Origin of the sequence: Pseudoalteromonas sp. JC3, assembly GCF_030291895.1 — a bacterium.
In the GTDB taxonomy this organism is placed as follows: Bacteria; Pseudomonadota; Gammaproteobacteria; order Enterobacterales; family Alteromonadaceae; genus Pseudoalteromonas.
The window spans coordinates 4,058,698-4,084,478 of the sequence record NZ_CP127855.1 but is presented as its reverse complement, the minus strand read 5'-3'; the positions used below and the strand labels follow the sequence as shown (position 1 = coordinate 4,084,478).

Annotated in this window: 20 protein-coding genes and 2 pseudogenes; 11 read left to right on the top strand and 11 right to left on the bottom strand. The window is 44.1% G+C overall.

Going from position 1 to position 25,781, the window contains the following annotated elements; all coding sequences use genetic code 11:
* Positions 1-165 precede the first annotated feature (165 nt).
* From QSH61_RS17800 to QSH61_RS17790, 3 genes are read right to left on the bottom strand one after another with little or no spacing between them, the layout of a single operon-like run.
* Positions 166-708, bottom strand: coding sequence for a 1,2-dihydroxy-3-keto-5-methylthiopentene dioxygenase (locus QSH61_RS17800; protein ID WP_206471208.1), 543 nt, complete (start codon positions 706-708; stop codon positions 166-168).
* Positions 705-1,391: an acireductone synthase gene (mtnC, locus tag QSH61_RS17795; RefSeq protein WP_206471207.1), complete on the bottom strand. Its 687-nt coding sequence runs from the start codon at positions 1,389-1,391 to the stop codon at positions 705-707. The genes QSH61_RS17800 and mtnC overlap by 4 nt, the downstream gene beginning before the upstream one ends.
* Positions 1,388-2,002: a methylthioribulose 1-phosphate dehydratase gene (locus QSH61_RS17790; protein ID WP_206471206.1), complete on the bottom strand. Its 615-nt coding sequence runs from the start codon at positions 2,000-2,002 to the stop codon at positions 1,388-1,390. Before QSH61_RS17790 ends, mtnC begins: the two co-directional genes overlap by 4 nt.
* A 102-nt stretch (positions 2,003-2,104) precedes the next feature.
* On the opposite strand from QSH61_RS17790, the gene QSH61_RS17785 reads away from it, so the two are divergent.
* Together QSH61_RS17785 and QSH61_RS17780 are read left to right on the top strand one after the other, a co-directional pair.
* On the top strand, positions 2,105-3,244 hold the full coding sequence (locus QSH61_RS17785) for a methionine aminotransferase (RefSeq protein WP_206471205.1): 1,140 nt from the start codon (positions 2,105-2,107) through the stop codon (positions 3,242-3,244).
* On the top strand, positions 3,232-4,002 hold the full coding sequence (locus tag QSH61_RS17780) for an amidohydrolase (protein ID WP_206471204.1): 771 nt from the start codon (positions 3,232-3,234) through the stop codon (positions 4,000-4,002). Before QSH61_RS17785 ends, QSH61_RS17780 begins: the two co-directional genes overlap by 13 nt.
* 76 nt (positions 4,003-4,078) lie before the next feature.
* On the opposite strand, the gene QSH61_RS17775 is transcribed toward QSH61_RS17780, so the two are convergent.
* The 5 genes from QSH61_RS17775 to QSH61_RS17755 form a co-directional block, all read right to left on the bottom strand.
* On the bottom strand, positions 4,079-7,381 hold the full coding sequence (locus QSH61_RS17775) for a methyl-accepting chemotaxis protein (RefSeq protein WP_206471203.1): 3,303 nt from the start codon (positions 7,379-7,381) through the stop codon (positions 4,079-4,081).
* Between the two features lie 142 nt (positions 7,382-7,523).
* Entirely contained in the window at positions 7,524-10,862 is a 3,339-nt protein-coding gene (locus tag QSH61_RS17770; protein ID WP_102057702.1) for an amidohydrolase family protein, read from the bottom strand.
* A gap of 132 nt (positions 10,863-10,994) precedes the next feature.
* Positions 10,995-13,154: an ATP-binding protein gene (locus tag QSH61_RS17765; protein WP_174170265.1), complete on the bottom strand. Its 2,160-nt coding sequence runs from the start codon at positions 13,152-13,154 to the stop codon at positions 10,995-10,997.
* 151 nt (positions 13,155-13,305) lie between these two features.
* On the bottom strand, positions 13,306-13,962 hold the full coding sequence (locus tag QSH61_RS17760) for a helix-turn-helix transcriptional regulator (protein ID WP_010606850.1): 657 nt from the start codon (positions 13,960-13,962) through the stop codon (positions 13,306-13,308).
* A gap of 228 nt (positions 13,963-14,190) precedes the next feature.
* On the bottom strand, positions 14,191-14,562 hold the full coding sequence (locus QSH61_RS17755) for a histidine triad nucleotide-binding protein (RefSeq protein WP_206471202.1): 372 nt from the start codon (positions 14,560-14,562) through the stop codon (positions 14,191-14,193).
* Positions 14,563-14,897: 335 nt separating this feature from the next.
* Here QSH61_RS17755 and QSH61_RS17750 point away from each other — a divergent pair, with 335 nt between their 5' ends.
* Positions 14,898-15,506: a DUF2057 domain-containing protein gene (locus QSH61_RS17750; protein WP_206471201.1), complete on the top strand. Its 609-nt coding sequence runs from the start codon at positions 14,898-14,900 to the stop codon at positions 15,504-15,506.
* A gap of 127 nt (positions 15,507-15,633) precedes the next feature.
* Here the strand turns inward: QSH61_RS17750 and QSH61_RS17745 are convergent.
* Positions 15,634-15,794: pseudogene (locus tag QSH61_RS17745) on the bottom strand (tyrosine-type recombinase/integrase); the annotation flags it as partial.
* Here QSH61_RS17745 and QSH61_RS24440 point away from each other — a divergent pair.
* Positions 15,775-16,011: pseudogene (locus QSH61_RS24440) on the top strand (hypothetical protein); the annotation flags it as partial. The pseudogenes QSH61_RS17745 and QSH61_RS24440 sit on opposite strands and share 20 nt — an antisense overlap.
* Positions 16,012-16,331: 320 nt before the next feature.
* Positions 16,332-16,475, top strand: coding sequence for a hypothetical protein (locus QSH61_RS17740; RefSeq protein ID WP_158299133.1), 144 nt, complete (start codon positions 16,332-16,334; stop codon positions 16,473-16,475).
* Positions 16,476-16,857: 382 nt separating this feature from the next.
* Here the strand turns inward: QSH61_RS17740 and speE are convergent, their stop codons facing one another.
* The gene (speE, locus tag QSH61_RS17735; RefSeq protein ID WP_010606838.1) at positions 16,858-17,718 is read right to left on the bottom strand and encodes a polyamine aminopropyltransferase; all 861 of its coding nucleotides are present in this window, start codon (positions 17,716-17,718) and stop codon (positions 16,858-16,860) included.
* A 220-nt stretch (positions 17,719-17,938) separates the two neighbouring features.
* Between speE and speA the strand changes: the two genes are divergently transcribed.
* The 4 genes from speA to QSH61_RS17715 all read left to right on the top strand — a co-directional run bounded on the left by speA (position 17,939) and on the right by QSH61_RS17715 (position 22,967).
* Positions 17,939-19,819 (top strand): biosynthetic arginine decarboxylase, encoded by a 1,881-nt coding sequence (speA, locus tag QSH61_RS17730; RefSeq protein ID WP_206471200.1) that lies wholly within the window; start codon positions 17,939-17,941, stop codon positions 19,817-19,819.
* Between the two features lie 110 nt (positions 19,820-19,929).
* On the top strand, positions 19,930-20,805 hold the full coding sequence (gene yihG, locus QSH61_RS17725) for a 1-acylglycerol-3-phosphate O-acyltransferase, YihG family (RefSeq protein WP_045964780.1): 876 nt from the start codon (positions 19,930-19,932) through the stop codon (positions 20,803-20,805).
* 15 nt (positions 20,806-20,820) lie between these two features.
* Positions 20,821-21,741 (top strand): 1-acylglycerol-3-phosphate O-acyltransferase, YihG family, encoded by a 921-nt coding sequence (gene yihG / locus QSH61_RS17720; protein ID WP_174170268.1) that lies wholly within the window; start codon positions 20,821-20,823, stop codon positions 21,739-21,741.
* Entirely contained in the window at positions 21,738-22,967 is a 1,230-nt protein-coding gene (locus tag QSH61_RS17715; RefSeq protein WP_174170269.1) for a mechanosensitive ion channel family protein, read from the top strand. The genes yihG (QSH61_RS17720) and QSH61_RS17715 overlap by 4 nt, the downstream gene beginning before the upstream one ends.
* Before the next feature lie 24 nt (positions 22,968-22,991).
* Here the strand turns inward: QSH61_RS17715 and chrA are convergent, their stop codons facing one another.
* Positions 22,992-24,122: a chromate efflux transporter gene (gene chrA, locus QSH61_RS17710; protein ID WP_206471199.1), complete on the bottom strand. Its 1,131-nt coding sequence runs from the start codon at positions 24,120-24,122 to the stop codon at positions 22,992-22,994.
* Between the two features lie 96 nt (positions 24,123-24,218).
* On the opposite strand from chrA, the gene QSH61_RS17705 reads away from it, so the two are divergent.
* The gene (locus tag QSH61_RS17705; protein ID WP_206471198.1) at positions 24,219-25,016 is read left to right on the top strand and encodes a substrate-binding periplasmic protein; all 798 of its coding nucleotides are present in this window, start codon (positions 24,219-24,221) and stop codon (positions 25,014-25,016) included.
* 82 nt (positions 25,017-25,098) lie between these two features.
* Positions 25,099-25,725, top strand: a complete 627-nt coding sequence (locus tag QSH61_RS17700) for a YiaD family glycine zipper/OmpA-like lipoprotein (protein WP_010378204.1) — start codon at positions 25,099-25,101, stop codon at positions 25,723-25,725.
* The last annotated feature ends 56 nt before the right edge of the window (positions 25,726-25,781 follow it).

Below are 25,781 nucleotides of genomic sequence, written 5' to 3'. Positions count from 1 at the left end.
GTGCCATGTTGGTTTACTTGCTGTTGTAATACAAATATTGAAATGAGTCATGAGGTAAAATCTGGTGATGGAATTTGGTGTGTATTTTGTTGAAGGTTGTGAGCCTAGCATGAGTAAGCAAGTACTCACAGTGCTTCGTTAATACTGTGAGTATTCAGACTTGGATTAATCAAGTAAGGGAAACTGCTTTGCAATGTCAGAGTCCGTGCTTTTTGCAACCCAACCCTCTTGATTATTGAACAGGCGAATGGCGGTAAATTCTGGATCGCTACCCATATCGAACCAATGAGGCGTATTTTCTGGTACTGAGATTAGGTCACCTTGCTGACATAAAACTTGGTAAACCTTATCGTTTAAGAGTAAGCAGAATAGCCCTTGTCCTTTAACAAAAAAACGTACTTCATCTTCGCTATGAGTATGCTCAAAAAGAAACTTTTGTCGCAACTCCGAGGCACTAGGGTTGCCCTTTGCAAGTGAAATCACGTCGACAGTTTGATAGCCGCCTTGCGTCTTTAATCTTTCAATATCGCTCAGGTAGGCATTAATAATGTCGTCTTGTGACATTTCAGCGGTGATATCGGTGCTAGTCTGCCATTGTTCAAAGCGTACGCCTTGCTCTGCGAGCAAAGATGCGATGATGTTTGCGTCTTGCTCTTGTTGTAAAGCTTGGCTTGGATTCTGTACCTGGTAGATAGTCAGTTGACTCATGAAAATGCCCCTTCATCAAAATGGTCAAAGCTTGATATAACTGGATGTTCAGGTGATGTTGCTTGTGCATCTCTAAACAGTTGTAATGTTTGCATGCCAGCGGCCTTTGCCGCGTCTAGCTCGGCAACGATATCGCTTAAAAAGAGTATTTGCTCTGCTTCATACGGTAGGGCTGCAATAATGTTCTGATACGACGAGACTTCCTGCTTGGCACCCACTTTAGTATCAAAGTAGTCGCTAAATAGCGGGCGAATATCACCATAGTCTGAGTGCGCAAAAAGTAGCTGCTGCGCTTTCACTGAACCCGAGGAATACACGTAGAGATTGCGACCATCCGCTTTTTGTTGTGTTAAAAATTGGTAGGCATCTTCATACAAATGTCCGGTAAAATCGCCGTTTGTATAGCCAAACTGCCAAACGAGACCTTGTAGCTGTTTTAATGGCGTGATTTTTTTATCTGCGGCGATCCACTCAAGTAGCGCGGCAATCACGGTATCAATATCAGCGTTGGCATTATCCAATTCTGCTCTGACGGCACTAATTTGCTCGACAACGGCGGCGTCATGTTGATGGTCGCGAATAAATTGCGGTAAATGCGCAGCGGCATATGGGAATAGTATCTCTTTAACAAAGGAGATGCGGGTAATTGTCCCTTCAATATCTGTTAAAATGGCTTTGATCATTGGCGCCCCTCCAATTTGATGCGTTCTAATTCGCAGGCAAATAAAAACTCTAAGCCCTCAATATGACGACGAGTTTCTTGCACTGTGCGGCCCACGGCGTATAACCCGTGACCTCGGATCAATATACCGTGTACAACTGGTGTAGTTTGATGAGATTGCGCCACCCGCTGTGCTAGTCGCTCTATATCCTGATCGTTATCAAAAATAGCAATGGATAGGGTTTCTTCATGGGATTGAATGCCAGACAGTGACTTTTGCATTTCATAACCACGGATCTGAAATTGATCGCCTTGAATAAATCGCGACAACACAGTCGCAGCTACGGAATGCGTGTGTAATATACACTGTGCACCCGCACATAAATCATATAATTTTAGGTGCAATGCGGTTTCGGCTGAAGGCTTGCCACTACCGGCAATGATGGTGCCAGTGGCGTCTAATTCCAGAAATTGTTCTGGTGCTAATTTACCTTTATCAAAGCCACTGGCCGTGACAACAAAGCCAGAGTCTGTTTTGATAGAGAAATTACCACCAGTCGCGGGAACCCAGCCTTGCTGAGCAACCCAAGCTCCTGCGTCGATAAGCGCGAGTTTTGCGGCTTGTGTGTGCATAGTTAACACCTATAAATTAAATGCGTTTGGACGGCTATACATCTATTTTGAGCAATGATAGCATCCACTCACGATTAGCACCATAAGAAAGAGAGTGTTGCAGTGAAAAGTAAGTTACCTCAGGTTGGAATTAGTATATTTAGCCAAATGACGGCATTAGCGAACGAGCATGGTGCGATCAACTTATCGCAAGGCTTTCCGGAGTTTGATGCGCCTGATTACCTAAAGTCACAATTGAGCCACTATGTTGGCGAAGGTCAAAATCAGTATTCGCCTTCTGCTGGCGTACCGAGCTTGCAAGCACAAGTTGCGGCATTAATTGAACGTCGTTATCAGGTGAGGGTTTCAGGACAAGAACAGATCACGGTGACCTCGGGTGCAACGGAAGCACTCTTCGTGGCAATTCAGGCAATAGTATCTGAAGGGGACGAAGTTATTGTATTCGATCCGGCTTACGACTCTTATGAGCCTGCAATTGAACTTGCTGGCGGGAAAGCCGTGCATATTGCATTGACTGCGCCACATTACCAAATTGATTGGCAACAAGTCGCAGAGAGTATCAACCCAAATACCCGTGCTATTATCATCAATACACCGCATAACCCGTCGGCTAAAACGCTGAAGCCGTCAGATTTAGAGCAACTAAAACAGCTGCTAAATCAGCATGACTTGTTATTGATCAGTGATGAAGTATACGAGCATATTACCTTTGATGGTTTGCCCCATCTGAGCGCATTAACTGATCCTGCATTGTTTGAGCGTGCGTTTGTGATCTCTAGCTTTGGTAAAACCTTTCATAGTACAGGCTGGAAAATGGGTTACTGTGTGGCGCCAAAGCAAATGACTGTTGAGTTTAGAAAAATCCATCAGTATGTAACGTTCTCAAGTTTCACTCCGGCACAACTTGCATTGGCTGATATGCTTGCTGAACACCCTGAGCACGTTGATGAGCTGAGTGGGTTTTATCAACAAAAACGCGATGTACTGGTTAAGGCGTTAGCGTCAAGCCGATTTACGCTATTACCAAGTGAAGGGACTTATTTTTTGCTTTTGGATTACAGTGAAATTTCTGATCTTGATGATGTTGCCTTTTGTCACTATCTGGTGGAAGAGGTTGGGGTTGCGGCAGTGCCACTCAGCGTTTTTTACCAACAAGCACCTGAAGACAAGGTTATACGATTGTGCTTTGCTAAGGAAAATCAGACATTAGAAGAGGCTGCAAAACGCTTATGTCAACTTTAACCGTTACCCTTGTTCAAACAGATATCCAGTGGCTTTCACCTGAGGCCAACTTTACCCATATTGAACGTTTGCTAGAAAATGTCGAGCCAAGCGATTTAATTTTGCTACCAGAAACATTTGCTACCGGCTTCGCCGTAAAAGAGCTGGATGTTGAGCGCTATGCTGATGCAGCCATCGAGTTTTTACAGCAATGTGCTCAGCGCTTTGGAGCTGTTGTTGCGGGCAGCATACTGGTTCCGCAAGGAGATAAAAAGGCTAACCGTATGGTGTGGTGCCAGCCGGATGGAAAGATACTTCATTATGACAAAAGACACTTATTCTGTTTGGGTAATGAGGGGGATTTTGTGGTTGCTGGTGAGCACCGTGAAGTGTTCGAATTAAAAGGCATTAGATTCTTACCGCAGATCTGCTATGACTTACGTTTCCCAGTATTTCAGCGCAATCAGACCGATTATGAGGTTATGGTTAATATTGCAAACTGGCCAGCGGCACGCCGAAATCATTGGGATACTTTACTGGCTGCTCGCGCAATCGAGAATCAGTGCTTTGTGCTTGCGGTAAATCGCGTAGGTGAAGACGGGTATGGCACTGCGCATAATGGTGGTACTAAAGCGATTGACTTCAATGGTAATAGCATTGTTTCGGCAGCAGATGACCAAGCAGAAGTTATTACCGTAAAGCTAAAACTGAGCGATTTGCAGCAGTATAAAGCTAAATTTCCAGCCCACCTCGATGCGGATAAATTTACGCTGGCATAATACACATTGGTACAGGCATAACATGCCCAACTAAAAGGCTTAGTTGGGCATGTTCTAACTCGAAACTCAACTGGCCCTAAGATGCATTATATTGATGCACAAGCAATTCACCTTCTCTACCTGTGGCGCTGTAATCATTTTTTGATAAACGGAAATAGCTCAATTGGGAGCGCATTTCATGGGCTTGCTCGGCCATTTGTCTCGCCGCTGCCATCGTTTCTTCGGTAATTGCAGAGTTTTCTTGAATAAGATCTGTTAGCCTTTGCACCACCAAATCCACTTCTTTAATGGCTTGCTGCTGCATTGAAGTCGACTCATTGATTTTAATGATGTTGTTATTTACATCACTCACGGCGCCAACGATTTGTTGCAGCTTTTCACCGGAACTATTGGCAAGTTCAGTCCCTTGCTCTACCTTCTGATTACTGTTTGAGATAATTTCTTTGATTTGCTTTGCAGAGGCGGCGCTACGCCCTGCCAGCTCTCGTACTTCGTTTGCAACGACAGCAAAGCCACGGCCATTTTCTCCCGCTCGTGCCGCTTCAACGGCGGCATTGAGTGCCAGCAGATTGGTTTGAAACGCAAGTCCATCAATCACCGATACAATCTCATTAATGTCTTTACTGGCTTTGTTCACTTCAATTATTGCGGCTACGGTTTGGGCAGATAAGCTGCCCCCTTCTTTGGCTATGTTTTCTGCGTTTGTTGCCAGCCCTACGGCATCACCAGATTGGTTTGAAACCTTAGTGAGTTCATCTAACATATTACCAGTGCTGGCACTAGCTTCTTCTAAGTTTGCTGCTTGCTCTTCTGTGCGTTGACTGATTTCAGTGTTACTCGCCGCTATTTCTCCGGCACTTTGAGCAACATAATTTGCAGCGGCTTGGATCCCTTCGATTACACTGGTGAGTTTTTTAATTGTGGTATTGGTGTCATTTTGCAAAGACTTAAACACACCAAAATATTCACCATTTACTTGATTACTTAAGTCACCCTGAGCAACGTTGGCCAACACGCTGCTCACTTCGGAGATTGCCCCAGAGACCTGTAAGGTCGAGTCATTTACATTCTCTTTAAGCTGTTGCAGCTGACCTTGTAGTGGCAACTCTATTTTTTGACTAAAGTCTCCTTCGGACATTGCGCCCATTACGCTGCCGAGTTCTTCGATGACCTGATTGAGGTTCTCGACTGAACGGTTGATATCACCTTTGAGATTATCAAGCTGGCCAGACATCGCAGATTGAATGGTGCGGTCGAATCGACCATGGCTAATAGCCATCATCACCGTAGAAATTTCCGAGATAGCAACATCAACGGCCGTCACCGAAGCATTAATGTTATCTTTAAGTTGCGCGAGTTGGCCCGTTGCTACCACATCCACTTGTTGTTTAAAGTCGCCGTTGCTGACGCCAGCCATCACAGTGCCTATTTCTTTCATTACTCTGTCTAGGTTTGCCATGCTGGAGTTGATATCTTGTTTTAAGGTATCTAATTGGCCTGCGAGTGGGGCATCGAGTTGCGCAGAAAAGTCGCCTTGGCGTAGTGCAGACATAATCGTGCTGATACCGTCAATCGCACTGCTAAGGCTGCGTACGGAATTATTTACCGAATCTTTAAGTTGCGCTAATTTTCCTTTAGCGGGCACGGTGACTTGTTCCTTAAAGTTACCTTGCTCAATATTGGTCATCACATGAACAATACCGTTCATAGTCGAATTAATCGATGCCAAAGAATCGTTAATATTATTTTTGAGCTTGTCTAAATCGCCAGACATGGGGGCATTAAGTTTGGTATCGAAGCGACCATTTGCCATATCAATGGAAATTTCATTCAGTTCAGAGATGGCTCGACTTAACGTATTAGCACAATGGTTAGTGGCTTCTTTTAAGGTTTCTAGCTCGCCCCGACACGGTACTTTGATGCGGTCGTCAAACTTGCCCGAGGCCATTTGATTCATGACGCGATTAGCCTCTGTGATAGAAAGCTGTAGGGCATCCAGTAGAGAATTAAATGCCTGTGCACTATTGCCTATTTCATCATGACTACGAATGGGGGCACGCAATGAAAAGTTGCCTTCTTGTTCAACTGATTTCATGGTTTCTACCAACTCGTGAACAGGTTTGGTAAGCGTTTTTGAGAACCAATAGGCGACGATCAGTACTAACACTATAGTGACCGCTAAAATAATCATCAGGTATTGAGAGAGCGAGGTGATAGAAGCAAATGCTTCCGCTTCGTCAATTTCGGCAAGCAGCGCCCAACGGGTATTAAAAACTTCCACAGGTGTATAGGCAGATAACACGGCCTCGCCGTTATAGTCCTCAATAACCTGTTGTCCAGATTGATTATTTAATGCTTGAGAGACAGCAAGCGTAGCTACCTTGCCGCGCTCAGGGTATCGAAATGAATTCACCACGGAATGATGTTGTGGATCTAAGAATGAGTCTGAACGCATCAGACCCTCAGGGCCGACTAGGTAGGTTTCACCACTTTCTCCTAAGCCTTCTCGCTCGGTCATAATGGCATTGATGGCATCAATAGATAGCTGTGCAGCTACAATTGCAACGGTTTGGCCATTCACCACGATAGGTTTGGCAATAAAACTAGCGGGTGCATTATAGGAGGGGAGGTATTGTTTGTAGTCTGCGAAAGCGCTGATTGTTGGATCCGCTGAGTCCTTCAGTTCTTGATAAAGAGAAGCTAGATTACTATTGGCATAAGGACCCGTTTCTAGTGACGTAGCAAAGTCGACCTCTTTAAATACGGAATAAACAATATTTCCATTACTTGGGTCAATGATAAAGATATCGTAAAACTCATAAATGTCGGCGATGTTAAGCATATATGGATGGTAACTGCGGTGAGCAAGGTCATAACTATCTAAGTGACCGGTTTCAATAAATTTGTATTTTTCGCCAACTGGGTAGGGGTTGCTTGCTAAGTAACGTGCTTGCAGCGCAAGCCCAGACTCTGAAATGTTACCAATTAGCCTTGCTGTGCTCGTATCTTCGGGGTTTTCTTGATTGAATTTAGGTACGAACACTTCATCATAAAATCGAGATAATTTGGCATAGTTAATATCGGCCTGAGCGCTAGGAAAGCTGGTAATAAACTCTTGTGCAATCACAGGAAGTAATGGGTTTGCCGTAAAGGCATCGAGTTTATCCTCAACGGTCTTAAAGTAACGATTAACCGCGCTTTTTTTGATCTCACTAACGGCACCAAGTTGTGAATATACTTGCGCTGTCATGGCATTCGATGCGGTATTAAGTGCGATGGAAATAATTACTATCAACGGCACGAGCGCGACGATTAGAAATGCAAAAATCAGCTTTTTAGTTAAATTAAGAGAGTTAAAAAATTGCGAAAACCCAGACATAACCTAATTCCTTGTTGCTATGGAAGTACCTATAACAGCATAGAACAGTATTGATTAAGATCTAGACAAAAAATAAAAAACCCGGCTATCTAGATAGCCGGGCTTGTAAACTTAACGTTTCACGCTTCAATCGTGCTACGTATTAGTGTTTCCAATGATAGGTATGGGCCTTTTCTTCCATATACTCAGCAGTTGCTGGATGCATTTGGGTTTGTGCGCCATTTTCAAAGAAGAAAGGCTGACGTTTATTGTCATAGTTGCCGATTTCATTCATGGTGGCCGCATCGTAGATACGGCCATTGATCACGGTGTAGGCAACTTTCTCTGAATCACGGATGTTAGACAGCACATCACCATCTATGATGGCAAGATCGGCGAGTTTTCCTTGTTCAATCGTACCAAGGTCACGGTCCATACCTAGATATCTTGCACCGTCGATTGTACCGCTGCGAAGCGCCTGCCAAGGTGTAAATCCACCTTGTGCCATAGACCATAATTCCCAATGTGCAGCTAGACCTTCACGCTGGCCGTGAGCACCAATGTGTACAGTCACACCCTTATCGCGAAGCTGTTTTGCGGTTTTGGCGACATTGATATGGTTATAGTGACGTTCAGGTGCTTTGCTTGGACGAATTGATCTTGGCTTTACCACATACTCAGGAACGAAGCTCATTAAGCGCTCGTTTTCCCACACATTAGTGTGTTGATACCAGTATTCTTCGCCAGAGATACCGCCATAGGCAACAACGAAAGTTGGCGTAAAGCCAACGTTTGTTTGTCCCCACATTTGTTCGATATCAGAGTAAATATTCGGGATCGGCAGGGCATGTTCAACACCGGTATGACCATCGACTATCATGTTCATGTTGTGTTGGAATTTTGAACCACCTTCAGGCACAACCATGATTTCCATGTTCTTCGCCGCTTCCAATACTTGCTGACGTGTCTCACGGCGAGGGTGGTTGTAACTCTTCACTGAAATAGCGCCAGCGTCTTTTAGGCGTTTAACGTGGAACTCTGCGTCTTCAAGGTTACTGATTGGTGTTTTATAACCCGGCGCGTGACCAGCATATAAAATACGTCCAACAGAATAGGTACGTGGCGCGACCGTTAAACCCGTTCTTTGTAGTTCTGCCATAGAAAATACCTCGGCAGAGTTATTTGATGGATCATGGATAGTCGTTACACCAAAGCTAAGATTAGAATACTGATTCCAATTTTGCTGTGGCTGTAGGTTATAGCTACCGTAACTGCCATGTGCGTGGGCATCGATAAGGCCTGGGATCACGGTTTTACCGCTAATATCCATTACTTTAGCTGTGCTAGGAACGTCTAGCTCACCTTGCTTACCGACTGCAACGATGCGATTCTCTTTGATTAGGATCACACCATTGTCGATGATTTCTTGTTCGTTCTCAGCGTTACGCATAGTCACTACTTTACCGCCGACTAACGCAATCATACCTTCAGGCTTATCTGCTTTTTGCTCAAAACTCAAGTCGATACCTTCAGCGGTTAGCTCGTCGGTGTTGTCAGATGCACCATCGACGAAAGCGAAAGTGTCAGTCAGTTTGCGCTGATAAAGTGTGGGACCAAATGCCCAAGTTAGCGCGCTGCTGTCCGCTTTCCAATTTAGGAAATCACCAGAGTACTTTGACACTTGCTTAACTGGGAAAGCTTTCTCACCCTTGTTAATGGATAAGGTTTTACCCGTACTGGTAAAAGGTGCAACAAACGTATTGAAATGCTCGATAAATGCAACATATTGGCCATTTGGAGAGACCTTAAAGTCAAAGACGTAATCACCTTTGAAGTGGCTACGTTCTTCTTGACCATTGAGGTTAACACTTTTTAGTTCGCGATGTGTTTCATCACTCATGGTGGAGAAGTAAATGCGCTCAGAGTCGGCTCCAAAGTGCGGATTGTCGCCGCGTTTAATGATGCGTTTTGCTTCACCGCCGTTGGCATTAACTAGATAAATCCCTGGATGCATTGACCAGTCACCGCTTAGCAAGTAGCCACCAGTTACCTTTTTAAATAGCACGTTTTTGCCATTTGGTGAAAAGCTAGGTGAGATATAGTGACCAGGTTCTTGGGTGATCACTTTACCTTTACCACCGTTTGCAGACACAACACGTATTGCGCCTAAGTCTTTATCACTCCAAGTTGTGTAAACGATAGACTTGCCATCGCGAGAGTAGCTTGGGTAGAACTCAAAGTGGTCGGTTTGCTTAGTGAGGCGTTTTACTTTGCCTGACGCAATGTCTTTTACGTAAAGGTAGCCAAGCGCTTGGAATAGTGCAGTTTCACCATCAGGAGAAATTTGCGACCAGCGTGCAAGTTTGACTTTAAAAGTGTCAGGCGCGACATCTACCGCAAAGCGTAGCGCCGGTGTGATTTGTTTTTCAGCGACAACGCGAGTAGGGATGACGTTGACCTCGTGCGATGCGATATTGACGCGGTTGAATACCCCTTTCGCCCAAAAAACGAGGGATTTACCATCCGGCGTGTAAGCAAAAGAAGGTGTGTTACCATGTGCGCCATTGGCTTCTTGTAAATCGCGATCAAGGCCGGCATAAACACGAGTTTCGACGCCAGAGTGTAAATCTTTAATATATAAGGAACCGATCATTTCGTTGCCGTTATCTTCGCGTTTAACAAACGCAATAGATTTACCATCAGGACTGACGGTTGGACGAATAGCACCGCCAGCACCACGGATCACTGTCTCTTCTTCACCGGTTGCTAAATCCCAACTACGAATTTCGAATACAGCGTCGAGCGAGTTTTTGTTATATTCCCAGCGCACGCCAGAGGTCGCATCAACTGAGTAATAGATTTTCTTGCCATCGTGAGAAAAAGCGGGCTCTGCAACGTTCTTTTGCGATTTTGCACCATGTAGACGCTCGCGAACCAACACGCCTTTACCGCCGCTGATGTGATACATACGAATAGAGCCACCTGGAATGGTACGCCCCGTTACTTGACCTTGCTTAACTGCAATGTATTGACCATCAGGCGACCATGCAGGGTTGTGAACAATATTATTCACTTCTTTTGATACCTGACGCAGGTTTTTGCCATCTACGTCCATCACCCACAGGTTATCGCCACCTGCGCGATCGGAGATAAATGCGATGTGCTTGCCATCAGGCGAAAACTTAGGTTGAATGTTCCAGCCCATGTCGGATGTTAAGGCTGTTGCTTTACCACCGCCAATTGGCATGATGTAAAGGTCGCCAAGCATATCAAAGACGATGCTTTTACCATCAGGGCTAACATCTAAGTTACTCCATGTGGTTTCGTTGGTATCGATGGTGATGGTTTGCTTTTCACCTGGTGGGTTGAGCACATCCCAGCCTTTGGTTGACTTCTCTTCTTTTTGCGTGGCTGTAACGGCATCATCAGCGCTGGCTGGCTGAGCCAAACCAATCACAGCAGCACCAATAGCAATGGCTAATGGTGATTTAAAAAATGACATAGATGTTCCCTTAATTTTATAGTTATTGCCCAAGGCGAGCAGTTTGCCTCGGTTAAATTAGCGTTAATGTATATGCTTACTAAGCATGAACAAGTTTTATTATGATGTCGAACAACATGCGTTTAATGACGCTTAACCTATCGCCTCTTTACGAACAAAGTGGAGATATGCAGCGAGACTGTCTTGCCATAGCGTCATGGCTTCTGTGAGTTCATCATGGCAGGATTTGCCATCCAATAAGCGGCGCTCTGCTTTTTTCAAATTTGAACCATAGCGGTTAAACCCGAGTTGTAACGCGGTGCTGGCTTGACGATGAAGCTGTCTAATACATTGATCTTCGTCTTGCTCTAATAGCTGCTGAATATGGATGAGTTTATTACGAGCCGACAACACAAACTCGTTGTAAATCGAAGAGACTTCATCTTCACTAAATCCAGACTTTAGGGCATTTACAGCCGTTTCATCGTATAGGATATCGGGCAACTCGACGCTGACATTGGCTTTTTTGGGAGACTGAGACTCGCTAAGCGCTTGGCGTAATTTTTCTTGCTTTATCGGTTTGCCAACAATATCGCGAATGCCGAGTGCTAAGTATTCTTTAACCTCATCAGGGCTGAGGCTTGCGGTAAAGGCTAGGAAAGGGGTTCGTTTGTTTTTATGCTCACAATTTTGTAGCTGCTTTAATACTTCTTGCCCGGAAAGATCGGGTAAGTTCATGTCTAACAACACCACATCGAAATGGTGCTGTATTAGCATCTCGATGGCGCTTTTACCATTGGTTGCCAATTTAACCTTATGCTCATCTTCTGCCATAAACTCAATAGCGATTTTTTGGTTGAGATCCAGGTCTTCTACCAACAGTACTTTCAGACCGGTGATACAGTTATCGTGCTGCGGACGCTGCTCTACTAAGCTCAGTTCACCAATGTTTAGTAGTAAATCAAAACTAAATGTACTGCCTTTGTTAAGCTCACTTTGGATATCTAGTTGTGAATTCAAACGGTTGAGTAGGCGACTGGTAATGGCAAGCCCCAAGCCCGTACCACCCTTAACTTTACCCGCACTACTTTGCACGTATGGCTCGGTCAGTTTATTAATATCTTCACTATCAATACCTGGCCCCGAGTCCGTAATGCTAAAACGCACTTTATGCTCAATTTGTTGGTCTTTTAAAATCTCAACTTTGAGCTTTACTTCCCCTTTATCAGTGAACTTAATGGCATTACCAACGAGGTTAATGAGAATTTGCCTCAGCTTTTGTTGGTCAAAGTAATAGCACACCTGATCGGGCAGTTCGTACACCAGTTCAAAGTGTAGTCTCTTTTGCTCTGCAAGCGGACTTAGCAATAAGCAAAGGTTTTGTAGCCAACTTCTAAGCTCAACATCCTCTTCGTACAAGGCTTCATCACTTTGCTCCAAACTGGCGTAGTCTAGTACTTTATCAATCAGTAAGTTTAGCGATTCAGCAGAGTTTACTATGGCCTCACAGTAGGCCTTGTTGCGACTATCTCTGGTGCGTCCCAGTACAAGTTGGGCGCTGCCCAAGATACCGTTAAGCGGAGTTCGTATCTCATGACTGATCGTTGATAAAAACATACCGCGCAGCTCAAGGTCTTGTTGTGCCTTTAATGCAAGTTTATTAAGGTTTTGTTCTCTTTGCTCGTTACATAACAGCGCCATGCCGGTGGCATAAAAAATAGGAGCAAGGACGCCATTGAAGAAAATAGTGATGGTAAACCAGTTCTCTTTGAAAAGCGTGAAATGCGTCACTTCTCCCATTAATAGGGTTCTGCCGGTAAATATCACCAATATAATAAGTAGAATGGTGATATAGACTATGCTGCCGTTAGGGTATTTATTTCGTGCAAAGCGGATAAAGAAATAGAGCAGGAGTGTCGCTTCAGCTAAGTGTTGTAAGTCTGAGATAAGGATCCTGTCTCTCAGGCTAGGAGAGAAAATACTGCTGTACATCAACAAAATGAAAAGCCCTGCTGTAACGCCGAGAAACACTTTAAAGGATGGGCCTTTAACCCCTAAAAACTGCCTTATCGCCATACAGTGGATGATGGAGGCCGTGAATAGCAAGGTATTAGCAATGGGAATAGTTTCCCAATTGTCAAAATAGCCGTGTAGTGCAAAGGAAGAAATCGCACAAAGCAAAACCAGAGGGTAAAAAATATAGAGCAGCGTTCCGGGAGTGCTTTTATTCGCTCGCCACGTTAAAAAGGTAAGGAGTGCCATCATTGCCGTCATGACGAGGCTGGTTAGGTAGAGGGTTTTTGGGTCGAGCATTTACCTAAAACTGCTTTTTGTTGCGAAAAAACTTAGCATAGAGGTATTCGTTGAGGCAGTAAAGCCCGTATGAAACAGAAGCTTCGATATCACGATGTCAGCGCTGTCTTCCCCCGCCGACTTGCGTCAGCGGGTTAAAGACATATGAAGCTTAGCGAATTTCGTCAGGAATATTCTGCTGAGCCCATGAAAGGAGTTCGATACGGTTACGACATTTGGTTTTACGAAATGCACTGTACAGATGCGTTTTCACCGTATGTGGACTGATATTTAGCTCTTCAGCGATCTCTTTGTTTTTCGCGCCTTTACTCATTAGCGCGATAATTGCTTTTTCTCGCTTAGTGAGCTTAACAGGTTCGATATCACCTTCGGTTAGTTTATGTAATGCATCCTTATTGAATTGCAACATGCGATTTAACACATTACACATCACGTCACGGCGATACCACAGTTGATCTTCAAGCAACAAACGGATCCCTTTCATTAGCACGTCGGCGTTGTCTGTCGTGTAAAATACACCACGAATACCGCTTAGCAGCGCACGATTGGCAAGCTCTGGGTTTTCATCTAAGTTGAATAGCACGATATCGCATTTAACTTTGAGGTTGACTAGTTGTTCTTTTAATTGACCCCAAGAATCGTTCACTGCGGTTTCGATGAAAAGTAATCGAGTGCCTTCAGGCACATCTGAGATATCAGTTCCGATAGTAACATCCAACCCTTGGGTTTTTAACAAAGGCTGTAACACATTGATACCAATGGTGTTAACCGGTTCTTTATCTAATAACAAAAAAGCACTACTGCTCATTTTAGGACACACTCTAATTTTTCCGATTTCTCAATGCTAACATGGGATTCAGACCTTTTGTATTAGAATTTTTAGTACAAGATAGAGAAATCCGCTATATAACAAAGTGAAATAATAAATCGAAATTATGTACAGAATATGTATTGAAATGTAATTTGTTGAAATAAGTAAGCTTTTAACAATTTCTGTTAATAACTTACTTATTTACATTGCTTAACAGAGAATAATCTAAAGTGGTACTTTTTTCGTATTTTGGTAAGGCGGCCAGCCCATTTCTTTTCCAGCTAATACATGTAGGTGAAGGTGATAGACAGTTTGACCACCATGATCATTACAGTTCATCACCACGCGATATCCATCTTCCGCAAAGCCGTGCTCTTTCGCTAATTTGGCGGCAACAACATATAAATGACCAACAAGATGAGCATTTTCTTCCGTCACGTCATTGATGGTCGCAATTGTTGTTTTAGGAATAACTAAGACGTGAAATGGCGCTTGTGGATTAATGTCTCTAAACGCGAGTGCTTGTTCATCTTCGTAAACGATGTCTGCTGGGATCTCTCGATTAATAATTTTGGTAAAAATAGTTTCTGAACTCATGGTCCTTCCTTATCTGCATATTGAATTGCTCTAGCATAGCTAACTCTCAAGGAGACTCAATAGATTTAATGCGTTATCCCACTGCACATCAATTAAAAGGGTAGAGATATAAGCAGGTATGCAGTAATCTCATGAAAGTAATACCAATTGAATTAATTCTTCAATCAATTTGAAGGGTGAAATATCATATTAGCTTCGTTAAAAATTTCTCATTTAGAACAACTAAATAGCAAAATTTTTGCCTTGCTACTAAAGCTATTTCCCCGCTTCAAAATAGCTCATTTACTTAATACAATTGGTATAAAATGATTTGGTACTCACGAAGGAGTGAATAGATGCGCTTAAAATATACGCTTGCGACCGCTGTTTTACTGTTGTCACCGCTTTCACAGGCTGCGTTGCTAAGTTTTCCTGAAGAAATTATTCCCTTGCAAGTTGATGATAAAACCATTGAACACTCATTCTTCTCCAAAGTGCGAGAGTTGGACTTAGCAAAAGGAGAGTATGCGGTCAAAATGCGTTACACCGATTTGTATGAAGTGGGCTATGACGACCACGAAACCATAGAGTCGAAGCCATTCTGGGCGAAAGTAAGTATCGATCAAGACGGCGAGTATCAGGTTGAATTTAACCGACCTGACAATGTGGTTGCGGCAAAGGCATTTGCCGATCAGCCGTTGGTTATGTTGCAAGCACCCAACGAATCGTTAGCGACAACATTGGTGGTGACACAAGAAAGACCAAGAGTATCGACAGCGATAGCAAGTGAGCCCTCAACATCCACAGCACCTCGTTATTCAACGCCAAGCACCACCACAAGAGCCGTAACGCCAGCGGCGCCTAAGTCAGCACACCCAGATGTGGTTGGCATGTTGGACTATTGGTGGCAACAGGCAACCCCAGAACAAAAACGGTTGTTTTTAGAAAAAATAAAGGGCAATTAAGCCCTTTATCTGAATAAGTCTTAATTTGACCTGTTAGTCTTTATTAACGGGGCTCAATCAAATATGACCGTTGTGTATGTGTCAGAAGCGAACCCGCAGGCGTAACTCGTTTTTGCCCCAAAACAAGCTAGAAAATTTTGCTCAAAGGGCTAACAACTCCGTTTGCGTCTTGCTGTAAAACATGAGTATATATTTGCGTTGTCTCACATCGGAATGACCAAATTTAGATTGCACGGTTCTGATATCTGCACCACTTTGTAGTAAATGAGTAGCCAATTCATGTCGCAAGCGAAAGTTAGCATTAATAAAGTCACAAGAATCACACACAGGTAAAGTGGAGAGGCCAAAGACAGAAGAAAGCGTGACGCTGATACCACATTGGCCTTGTCAGCATTGTCGAGCAGGTATCTTGCGGCTAATTGGCGTATTCAAGTTAGATGCAACAACGGCCAAAGTAGAACGAACGAGGTGGCAGCTAGATAGCTTTTTACAATCAATGAGTTAACCTGCTTAATTGTTCAGGCTAGAGGTCTTTGTACGCGTAAAAAATATAATTGCTTATTAAGGCAAATTTAGGTGTAATGAATACATAATAAGCGCTGAGCAATGCAGGGAAAGCTTACATAACACTAGCTAGGAAAGTGAGAGCCTCCAAAAAGCCTATTTTTTCTAAGTAAGCTATAGCATAAACAACACCAACTCTGTTACACCGAGCAGGTAGCGGCTCAGTTCAACAAGCGATTATGCAACACAAATTGCGTGTCACATAAATACTAAAACGTTATGGCTAAGTAACTTCGCGTGCGGTTGTTTTAAGGAAGATTTATGATTAATGAAATTAAAAATTGGTGGAGCTCAGTACCAAAAGCCCAGAAAACTGGCCTGATTGTGTTAGCGGCATTTGTTGCGGCAGCTCTTATCATGAGTTTTGGAGTAATTATTGGCTCATCTCTGGGCAAGGCGCTCTAAAGTTGTTGCCTTTGCAAAAAGATATATTTGAGCAGTTATGGCAAAACGAGCTACCAATGTCGTTATTAGGTCTGGAACATGTGTCATCAAGCGAGCGAAGTAGTCATAACAAGGTCAGGCACAGCGACGGCTTTTCTGTTGCGGCTTCACCTTCACTACAAAGCCGCGTGTGCTGGCGGCGTTAGTCCATAGAAATTTTTATGCGAAATTCGTCTAATGCAGCCGACGGCCGAAAACGTTTTTGTCCAAAAACGAACTAGAGCGAACATCTACTGTTCGCTCATAACTACAGGTCAGGTGAAGTATTAACCCAATCATCAAGGCTGTAGAGTCAGATATGAGTCACTACACTTTAACAATTGAGTTTATGTTTTGATTCGGCCTACTTTTCGAAAGCACGCTTCATAAAGTTAGGTGTTGCTAATGCACCTTTATGAATACCTGTGTTGTAGTACTCAGTATCAAATGTTGCGTTGTCAACGTCTTGCTCGCGGAATCCGGCAAACTTTTCATCTTTACGCGCCATTGTTGCTGACCACAGGCCGCTTGGGTAGATTGGCTGTGGGAAAGGCAGGGTTTGCAGATCAACAAAGCCTACTTCCAACATTGCATCGCGCATTTCTAGTAGCAATGGCATGTGCATCAGAGGTGATTCACTTTGCTGGATCATGATACCACCAGTACGAAGCGCTGCTAAACAGCTCTTGTAGAATGCGTGATTGAATAAACCTTCACCAGGGCCAACAGGATCGGTGCCATCAACGATGATAACGTCGATAGACTCTGCTTCGGCTTCACGCATATATTTGATGCCATCATCAAACATCACAGTTGCACGAGGATCGTTATTAGACTCACAAAGCTCAGGGAAGTATTTCAAAGACATTTGCGTCACAACTTCGTCGATATCAATCTGAGTTACTTTTTCAACGCCAGGGTGCTTTAGTACTTCACGCAATGTGCCACAGTCGCCGCCACCAATGATCACAACATTTTTAGGTGCAGGGTGCGAGAATAGCGCCGGGTGACTCATCATTTCGTGATAGAAAAAGTTTTCACGCGTGCTCACCATAGTGCAACCGTCAATGATCATCAGGTTACCAAAATCCGTCGTTTCAAACATTTCTACTTTTTGAAATGGTGATTGGATTTCGTCTAATTTTTTGTTGACTCTAAGTGAAAAAGCGCTGCCATCGCGGTCGCTAATTTCTGTAAACCAACGGTTTGCTTCTAAGTTTGCCATGATTGTGTTCACACTTGATAAAAATTAAGGCAATTTTGCCAGTGCTTGCGCCTTTGCTCAATCAATTTTAGTCAACATTTTGTACTTTGCCTCATATTAGTCCTAATCAAGCATGGGCTATTTATAAGGTTTGTAAGCTAATGAAAACGCAACTTTAGGTCGCATTGACTAGCCTCGCGTATTAGAATGAAGCTTTATAAAGAATTAATTGAGAGCAGCAATGACTTGGGGTCTGCAAACAGCACGTTCTATCTATAACGTTACTCACTGGAGTGACGGCTATTTTGATATCAATGAACAGGGCCAGTTAGTGGCGTTTCCTGATGGTGATCGCACTAAGCCACCAATTCTTCTTCCAGAGTTAACTGAGCAATTTAAAGCGCAGGGGCTAACTTTGCCGGTTTTGGTGCGTTTTACCGACATTTTAAAACATCGTGTCGATACCTTGACTCAAGCATTTACTGCCGCACGAACTCAACGTGATTACCAAGGTCAGTACACCTGCGTTTACCCAATAAAAGTGAATCAGCAGCGCTCGGTTGTCAGCAAGTTACTAGCGCACCCAAGCGGTCTTGTTGGTCTTGAAGCCGGTTCTAAGCCTGAGCTGATGGCAATTTTGGGTGTGGCACACCAACCTATTACCATTGTCTGTAACGGCTACAAAGACAGTGAGTTTTTGCGCTTAGCTTGCATTGGTCAAGCGATGGGTCATCAAGTAAACGTAGTCGTTGAAAAGCTCTCTGAACTGGATACCTTATTACAGGAAATCGACGATTTAGGCATTGAACCGTCGATTGGTATTCGTATTCGTCTTAATTCAGTTGGTAAGGGCAAGTGGCAAAATACCGGTGGTGAAAAAGGCAAGTTTGGTCTTACTGCTAGCCAAGTGCTGCAAGCGGTTGAGCTACTTAAGTCGCATAATCGGTTGCACTTAATGCAGTTGGTACACTTCCATATCGGCTCGCAAGTTGCCAATATTCGTGATATTCAACGTGCGCTTAAAGAGTGTGCGCGTCACTATGCTGAGCTATACCAACTAGGTGTTCCGCTGCGTATCGTTGATGTTGGCGGTGGCCTAGGAGTGGATTATGAAGGCTCAGGTTCTCGTAGTTCATGCTCTATGAATTATACGGTGGCGGAATACGCGAAAAATGTGGTGCATGCTTTTCATGATATTGCGGAGCTCAATAACATTCCGCATCCGGATATTATTACTGAATCTGGCCGAGCATTAACTGCCCATCACGCGATGCTTATCACGGATGTGATTGACGTAGAAAAAGCACCAAATCAAGTCGAACCGGTGCAGCCACAAGATACCAGCCCATTGGTGTTGCAAGAGTTATGGCATTCGTTGTCACAACTGACTCCTCGCATGGCCTTAGAAACTTACCATGACGCTATGCACTTGTTCAGCGATGCACACGACCAATACGTGCATGGTTTGATCAGCATGCAAGAGTGGGCGCAGCTTGAACAGCTTTACTTCACGACACTTCATAAAGTGCGTGAGTGCTTAAATGAGAATGCGAGAGCACACCGAGAAGTACTAGACGACCTCAATGAAAAGCTGGCTGATAAGCTGTTTGTGAACTTCTCGTTGTTCCAATCACTGCCGGATGTTTGGGGTATTGACCAGCTATTTCCGGTGATGCCTATCGACAAGCTCAATCAGCCGTTGACGCAAAGAGCGATTATTCAGGACATTACCTGTGATTCTGATGGTCAAATCAACAGTTATGTTGAGGGCGCGGGTATCGAATCAAGTTTACCCATTCCTGAGTATGTGCCGGGAGAGCAATATCACGTTGCGATGTTCTTGGTGGGAGCCTATCAAGAAATATTGGGTGATTTACATAACTTATTTGGTGACACAGACTCAGTACACGTTGAGCTTTGTGATGAGGGTTATAAACTCACTAATGCAATCAAGGGCGACAGTGTTGAAGATGTACTGCGCTTTGTTCATTATGACAAAGCGGTGCTATCTGAGAACTACGCACAGCAAGTCGCGGCCTTGTCGTTGCCAGAGTCAATTAAAGCTCAGTATCTACAAGAGTTAAACGCTGGACTTGAAGGTTATACTTACTTCGAAGATTGATTTTCAAATAGTGAAATGGAATAAATTATAGCCGACCAACTGGTCGGCTTAATTGTGTGTGATTTTCAAGGTATGATACAGCTCTGCCGTAAAACACGATGAGGGAATGAATGTCGTTTATTCGTAAAGTGATCAGCATCTTGCTGTATGCCGTTAACACTATATTTTGGTTTATACCGATCTTTATTTGTGGCTTGATTAAGCTCCTGCCGATCCCACCATTGCAAAAAGCCATGAGCTATATTGCTAAAGCGTGCGCAAGTAACTGGGTCGCGTGTAATTCAGTGAGCCAAAACCTCATTGCGCCGTATACGCTCAATGTTAGCGGATTGGATGAGCTAAAACGTAAAGACTGGTACTTGGTTATTGCCAATCACCAAAGTTGGGTGGATATCTTAGTGTTGCAGCGAGTGCTTCATGGCAAAATCCCGTTTTTGAATTTCTTTTTGAAAAAAGAGCTGCTTTACGTACCTGTACTTGGTCTTGCTTGGTGGGCGCTCGATTTTCCTTTTATGACGCGAACCAGCAAGTCGCAATTAAAGAAAAACCCTAAATTGCGTGGTAAAGACATAGAAACGACGCGAAAAGCATGCGAAAAGTTTAAAACAATGCCAGTGAGTATTGTAAACTTCGTTGAGGGTACGCGTTACACCGAATCCAAGCATAGTAAGCAGAAAAGCCCATTCACACACCTGCTTAAACCAAAAGCGGGAGGCATCGCATTTGTGATGCAGGCCATGGGTGAGCAAATCAGCAAAGTGGTGAATGTCACCATTCATTATCCCGGTGGTGTACCAACTTTTGCAGACTTTATCGCTGGTAACGTGAAGTCAGTAGATGTTCAGGTGGAAGTAATGCCGGTCAGTGCAAACTTGGTCGGCGACTACACGAATGATCCCGAATTTAGAGTGCGTTTCCAATCCGAATTAAACGCCTTGTGGCAAGCCAAAGATGCACAACTTGTGGAGCTTGCCGATAAAAAGTAGTAGAAGGATGTTGTGATGTTAAAACAAATACTACCTAAGTGGTTTCTCGGGCTATCGGCCAGTGTGTGGCTGCTGGTGAATACCTTTGTGTGTGGTTTATTGGTGCTATTGTTTGGCATCATAAAATTGCTTGTGCCAGTTAAGTTTATCTCTACAGCACTGCACTTTTTTTACGGTATGTGGTGCAAAGGCAATTACCTTGGTTTGCGCATCGCGTGCGACAAAATCCAAGTGACCTTGCCAAAAGAATTACACGCTCAAGGGTGGTATTTATTAATTTCCAATCATCTTAGCTGGCTTGATATCGTTGTGCTTAGTGCCATGGAGGTACTACCTGCACCTAAATTTTTCTTAAAAGATGAATTAAAGTACGTGCCTTTCATTGGTACTGGTGCATGGGCTATGGGCATGCCATTTATGAAACGTGCGAGTAAAGCGCAGATCGCCAAAAACCCTAAGCTTAAAGGGATGGATGTAGAGCGTACCAAAGCCAGTTGTCGCAATTTTCGTGATCATCCCACAACGGTAATTAATTTTGTGGAAGGTACTCGTCATACTAAAGCCAAACATACGCATCAAAATAGTCCGTTTAAGCATCTGCTCAAACCAAAGGCGGGTGGTGTAGCGTTTGCCCTTGAAGTGTTATCTGAGCAACTTGATGGCATGCTCAACGCGACTTTGGCTTATGAGTTAGAGGGTGAGCATATTTGCCGTGCATTTACGCTTGGACGCTTGGATGCAATTGATGTAAAAATAGACTACATCGCGATGGAAAAAGTGCCACTTGGCAACTATCAAGCCGATAAAGCCTATCGTGTACAGTTTCAATCTTTTATGAATGAAGTTTGGCAACGCAAAGATTGCCAACTCGAAGCGCATTGGCTGCATTCGACTGAGCCAAATGACACGCTCAATGAGGAGCTAAAACAGCTATGAAGTTTGATCACCTTCATGATGTCGTTCAACCGTGGTTAAAAGAGTTACCGCAGGGCACTGTGATCAGTGCTTTATTTACCAATGGTGTCGCGGTGGTTGGATTATTGTTTTTATATTGGGTGATCCGCCGTTTAGTGCTACCCAATGTAGAAAACCTCGCGCGCCATATTTCACCGCGTAAAATTGGTCACCTTGCCCCTCAGTTAAGTAAATTTAGCGGCCGCTTTGCCTTTGTATTGTGTTTACTGGTTTTTTCCGCCTACCACGAGCGTCTATTTGTCGCGCCAGCTTGGGTGTTTGTCGTGATGGAAACACTGGTGTACGTTATGTTGGTGGTGGCATCAGGGTTTTTATTTAGCAGTTTAGTCAATTTAGGGAATGGCGTTTATAACCTCTTTCCATTCGCCAAAGAAGTGCCGATCCAAGGGATTATTCAAGTAATTAAGTTACTGATATTTATAGTTTGTTCTATATTGGTGGTCAGTATCTTGGTGGATAAATCACCGACCTATATTCTTTCCGGTTTTGGTGCTATCGCGGCAGTCATTATTTTGGTATTTAAAGATACGATTTTGGGATTGGTTGCGAGTATTCAAATAGCGGCCAACCGACTGGTAACCACTGGCGACTGGATCCAAGTTGACGCATTTGGTGCAGACGGCGAGGTGATAGATCTGGGGTTAAATACCGTTAGGGTACGTAACTGGGATAACACCGTCACCACCATACCAACTTATATGTTGATCTCTGATTCATTTAAAAACTGGCGTGCCATGCAAGAGTCAGCAGGACGCCGCATCAAACGCGCCATCCATATTGATTTTACTAGCATTGAGCCGTTGCCAGAGCAAAAGCGAGCGTCGCTAACCGAGCAATATCCACTACTGGAAAAACTTGAAGATGTACCAAGCGATATCACCAATTTAGGCTTATTTAGACGCTATGCAGAGGCCTACTTGAAGCAGCATGATGCCATCAATCAAGATTGTTTATGTATGGTCAGGGAACTTGCACCCACACAACATGGCTTGCCTCTAGAGTTTTACTGTTTTAGTCGCGATAAACGCTGGGTGTTTTACGAGCACCTACAAGCCGATATTTTGGACTACATGCTAAGCGTAATGCCAGCATTTGGGTTACGTCCATATCAAAGCGTGAGTGATTACTTTGGCGCACACCGCGTGAAAGTGCGCGCCGGTAGCAAACCAGACGCAACTTCAGAATAATCATCAAGGCCACTCAAGCGTGGCCTACACACTTCCTGCGATAACCCCAAACACCATAAAGGCAATAAGCAACTGCCATATCGCGGGCTTTAGCCATTTTAGTGCTGCAAAGCCTAATACCACCGCGGTGATATCGAGCAAGCTATGCACCGCAGAAAGCCAAATTGGTTGATAAAACGCAGCGGCTAAAATTCCCACAACACCGGCATTTAAGGCCGCGCTAATACTTGCAAACCGTGGCAATGCAATAAGTGATTGCCACTGTTGGTTAAACGCCCACATTAACAGTAGGCCCGGCAAGAAAATAGCGAGCGTCGCAATCGCTGCGCCCAAAATGGGATGGGTATTGTCGACAACGGCGCCTAAAAAGCTTGCGATGGTAAACATCGGCCCAGGAATGGCTTGCGCGGCAGCATAAGCCGTTAAGAAGGTTTCTTGCGCGACCCCCTCGACACTGGTTTGTAGCAGCGGCAGCACGACGTGACCACCACCAAAAACCAAAGCACCTGCCTGATAAAACTCGGCAAATAGTTGATTTGGTAGCATGGCAAAGGTTAACGCAAATAGGCCAATAAAGAGTGCAAATACAGACCAGTTAATTTGGCTTTTTGATTGACTCGGTTTACTTGGCGCATTGCTGAATGAGTAAAAGCAACCCGCGATGACAAGCGTCATAAGCACACCCAATTGTGCGCTTAAGTTCGGCAGCATCAACAGTGTGAAGGTGGCGAAAAATGCGACGAATTTGAGTGCTGTGGTTTGACAAAAGCTTTTCGCCATACTCAGTACCGCATCGGCAACGATAACAACAGCAAACAACTTCAACCCATCAATGACATTCAACGCAGTGCCCGAAAGCTGCTCAGCGGTTAATGCCAGCATGATCATGAGCAAAAAAGACGGTAGCGTAAATCCTAAAAAGGCGGCGATCCCTCCTAGCATTCCAGCTTTTTCTAAACCAATCGCGAATCCGACTTGGCTGGACCCCGGTCCTGGCAGTATTTGTGACAGGCTGATCATACTGGCATAGCGCTCGTTACTCAGCCATTTTAAGTTATCGACAAAGTGTTTTTTAAAGAACCCAAGGTGGGCTGCAGGTCCCCCAAAGCTCGTACATCCTAATAACAAAAACTGATAAAATATTTTCAGAAACATAGTGTACCTTGTGATATTGTTAACCTTGTATCCTCACATTTTTATATGACATATTTATGACTTTTGGTGCTGGTGCGCCTCAGTTGGATAAGTATTATGCGAATGACTTTTTTATCGCCCTGTTTATTTTTTTTGTTGGCGAACTTCTCTTGTTTTGCTCAGCAAATCAATGTCGCTGTTGATCACGCGCCACCGTATAGCATTATTGAAGACAATGGTGAAGTGCAAGGTTTAGTCTTAGATATATTGGCAACGGTACAGGCTCAAGCTGGTGTTGATTATCAAATAAATGCCGTTCCCTGTCCTTTCTCACGCTGTATGCGGATGATAGCGCAAGGTGAAGTAGACGTCATGGGTGGCTTGATCCGTACGCCTCAACGAGAAAAGTTAATCGACTTTGTCGAACCCGCCTACATGGCGCTGACATCTTCGTTTGTGTTCTATGCTAAGCAAGACAGCGATATTCGGGTGGAACAATATACGGATCTTTATACCAAGCGGATTGCGGTGACGCGTGGCGGCGTTTTTTACCCTCGCTTTGATGAGGACCGTCAACTCAATAAAGTCCCTGTGTTTAGTGAGCAAGTGGCGTTTGATTTATTGCTTAAAGGACGTGTTGACCTTGTGATCGCAGTGGAAGACACCGCGGAGGTGGCGATGGAAGTGCTTGGTCAGCCCATTGAAAAGTTAAAAAAAGTCTCCTATCACCACGCTCAGCCGATTTATGGTCATATGGCGATGAGCAAACGCTTCAGCGGCACCGAGCTTGCGCAAACCATTCGTTTAACGATGAAGCAATTGGCTGAAAAAAAGCAGCTTGATGCTGTGGTTGCAAAATATAAACTGCCACCAGTTTCTGAGCATATAAGCGACTTAGTCCCTGCTCATCCTTAAAAAACCAGTAAAGCTTCAGCCAGAGTTAATTGTTTATTGCAACAATATAGACAATCAAGTTGAAACGAACTCAGGTGGGAAGATGATTGCAAGAAATATGTTAATTGGTGCAGCTGTTGTGGTTGCTTTGTCTGGATGTGAAATGAATAACACAGGTAAGGGAGCGGCGATTGGTGCTGCGACTGGTGCGGTGCTAGGTAAAGCTACTGGTAACCACAAAGATAAGCGTCTTGCCATTGGTGCTGCGGTTGGGGCAATTGCAGGTGCCGCGATTGGTAACTATATGGACAAGCAGGAAGCCGCTTTTAACCAAGAGCTTGCTGGTACGGGTGTTGAGGTTGTTCGTGAAGGCGATCAAATGCGCTTAGTGTTGCCATCAAACATAACCTTTGCGACAGGTAAGTCAGCTATCAGCCCTGGTTTTTACAATACACTTCAAGGTATTGCACGCGTGATGCAGCAGTACGATAAGACATTCTTAACGATTGTCGGACATACAGATTCTACTGGTTCAGCGAGCTTCAATCAGACTTTGTCTGAACAGCGCGCAAATAGCGTAAAGCAGTATTTATTATCACAGCAAGTACTACCTGCGCGTTTGTACGCAGAGGGCATGGGTGAGTCTCAGCCAATCGCGAGCAATAGCACCGAGCAAGGTAAGGCACAAAATCGCCGAGTCGAAATTAAAATTATTCCAAACCGCGCGTAAGAAAAATCAAGGAGTGCTATGTTTGAGCACTCCTTTTTATGGATTTCGGCTGCTAT

Excerpts from the sequence above, each read along its gene's own strand:
- QSH61_RS17705 (WP_206471198.1), top strand. The coding sequence starts at position 24,219 with ATGCGAATGACTTTTTTATCGCCCTGTTTATTTTTTTTGTTGGCGAAC.
- QSH61_RS17780 (WP_206471204.1), top strand. The coding sequence starts at position 3,232 with ATGTCAACTTTAACCGTTACCCTTGTTCAAACAGATATCCAGTGGCTT.
- speA (WP_206471200.1), top strand. The coding sequence starts at position 17,939 with ATGACTTGGGGTCTGCAAACAGCACGTTCTATCTATAACGTTACTCAC.
- speE (WP_010606838.1), bottom strand. The coding sequence starts at position 17,718 with ATGGCAAACTTAGAAGCAAACCGTTGGTTTACAGAAATTAGCGACCGC.
- yihG (WP_045964780.1), top strand. The coding sequence starts at position 19,930 with ATGTCGTTTATTCGTAAAGTGATCAGCATCTTGCTGTATGCCGTTAAC.
- QSH61_RS17760 (WP_010606850.1), bottom strand. The coding sequence starts at position 13,962 with ATGAGCAGTAGTGCTTTTTTGTTATTAGATAAAGAACCGGTTAACACC.
- QSH61_RS17700 (WP_010378204.1), top strand. The coding sequence starts at position 25,099 with ATGATTGCAAGAAATATGTTAATTGGTGCAGCTGTTGTGGTTGCTTTG.
- yihG (WP_174170268.1), top strand. The coding sequence starts at position 20,821 with ATGTTAAAACAAATACTACCTAAGTGGTTTCTCGGGCTATCGGCCAGT.
- QSH61_RS17715 (WP_174170269.1), top strand. The coding sequence starts at position 21,738 with ATGAAGTTTGATCACCTTCATGATGTCGTTCAACCGTGGTTAAAAGAG.
- QSH61_RS17800 (WP_206471208.1), bottom strand. The coding sequence starts at position 708 with ATGAGTCAACTGACTATCTACCAGGTACAGAATCCAAGCCAAGCTTTA.
- QSH61_RS17765 (WP_174170265.1), bottom strand. The coding sequence starts at position 13,154 with ATGCTCGACCCAAAAACCCTCTACCTAACCAGCCTCGTCATGACGGCA.
- QSH61_RS17750 (WP_206471201.1), top strand. The coding sequence starts at position 14,898 with ATGCGCTTAAAATATACGCTTGCGACCGCTGTTTTACTGTTGTCACCG.
- QSH61_RS17740 (WP_158299133.1), top strand. The coding sequence starts at position 16,332 with ATGATTAATGAAATTAAAAATTGGTGGAGCTCAGTACCAAAAGCCCAG.
- chrA (WP_206471199.1), bottom strand. The coding sequence starts at position 24,122 with ATGTTTCTGAAAATATTTTATCAGTTTTTGTTATTAGGATGTACGAGC.
- QSH61_RS17775 (WP_206471203.1), bottom strand. The coding sequence starts at position 7,381 with ATGTCTGGGTTTTCGCAATTTTTTAACTCTCTTAATTTAACTAAAAAG.
- QSH61_RS17755 (WP_206471202.1), bottom strand. The coding sequence starts at position 14,562 with ATGAGTTCAGAAACTATTTTTACCAAAATTATTAATCGAGAGATCCCA.
- QSH61_RS17770 (WP_102057702.1), bottom strand. The coding sequence starts at position 10,862 with ATGTCATTTTTTAAATCACCATTAGCCATTGCTATTGGTGCTGCTGTG.
- QSH61_RS17790 (WP_206471206.1), bottom strand. The coding sequence starts at position 2,002 with ATGCACACACAAGCCGCAAAACTCGCGCTTATCGACGCAGGAGCTTGG.
- mtnC (WP_206471207.1), bottom strand. The coding sequence starts at position 1,391 with ATGATCAAAGCCATTTTAACAGATATTGAAGGGACAATTACCCGCATC.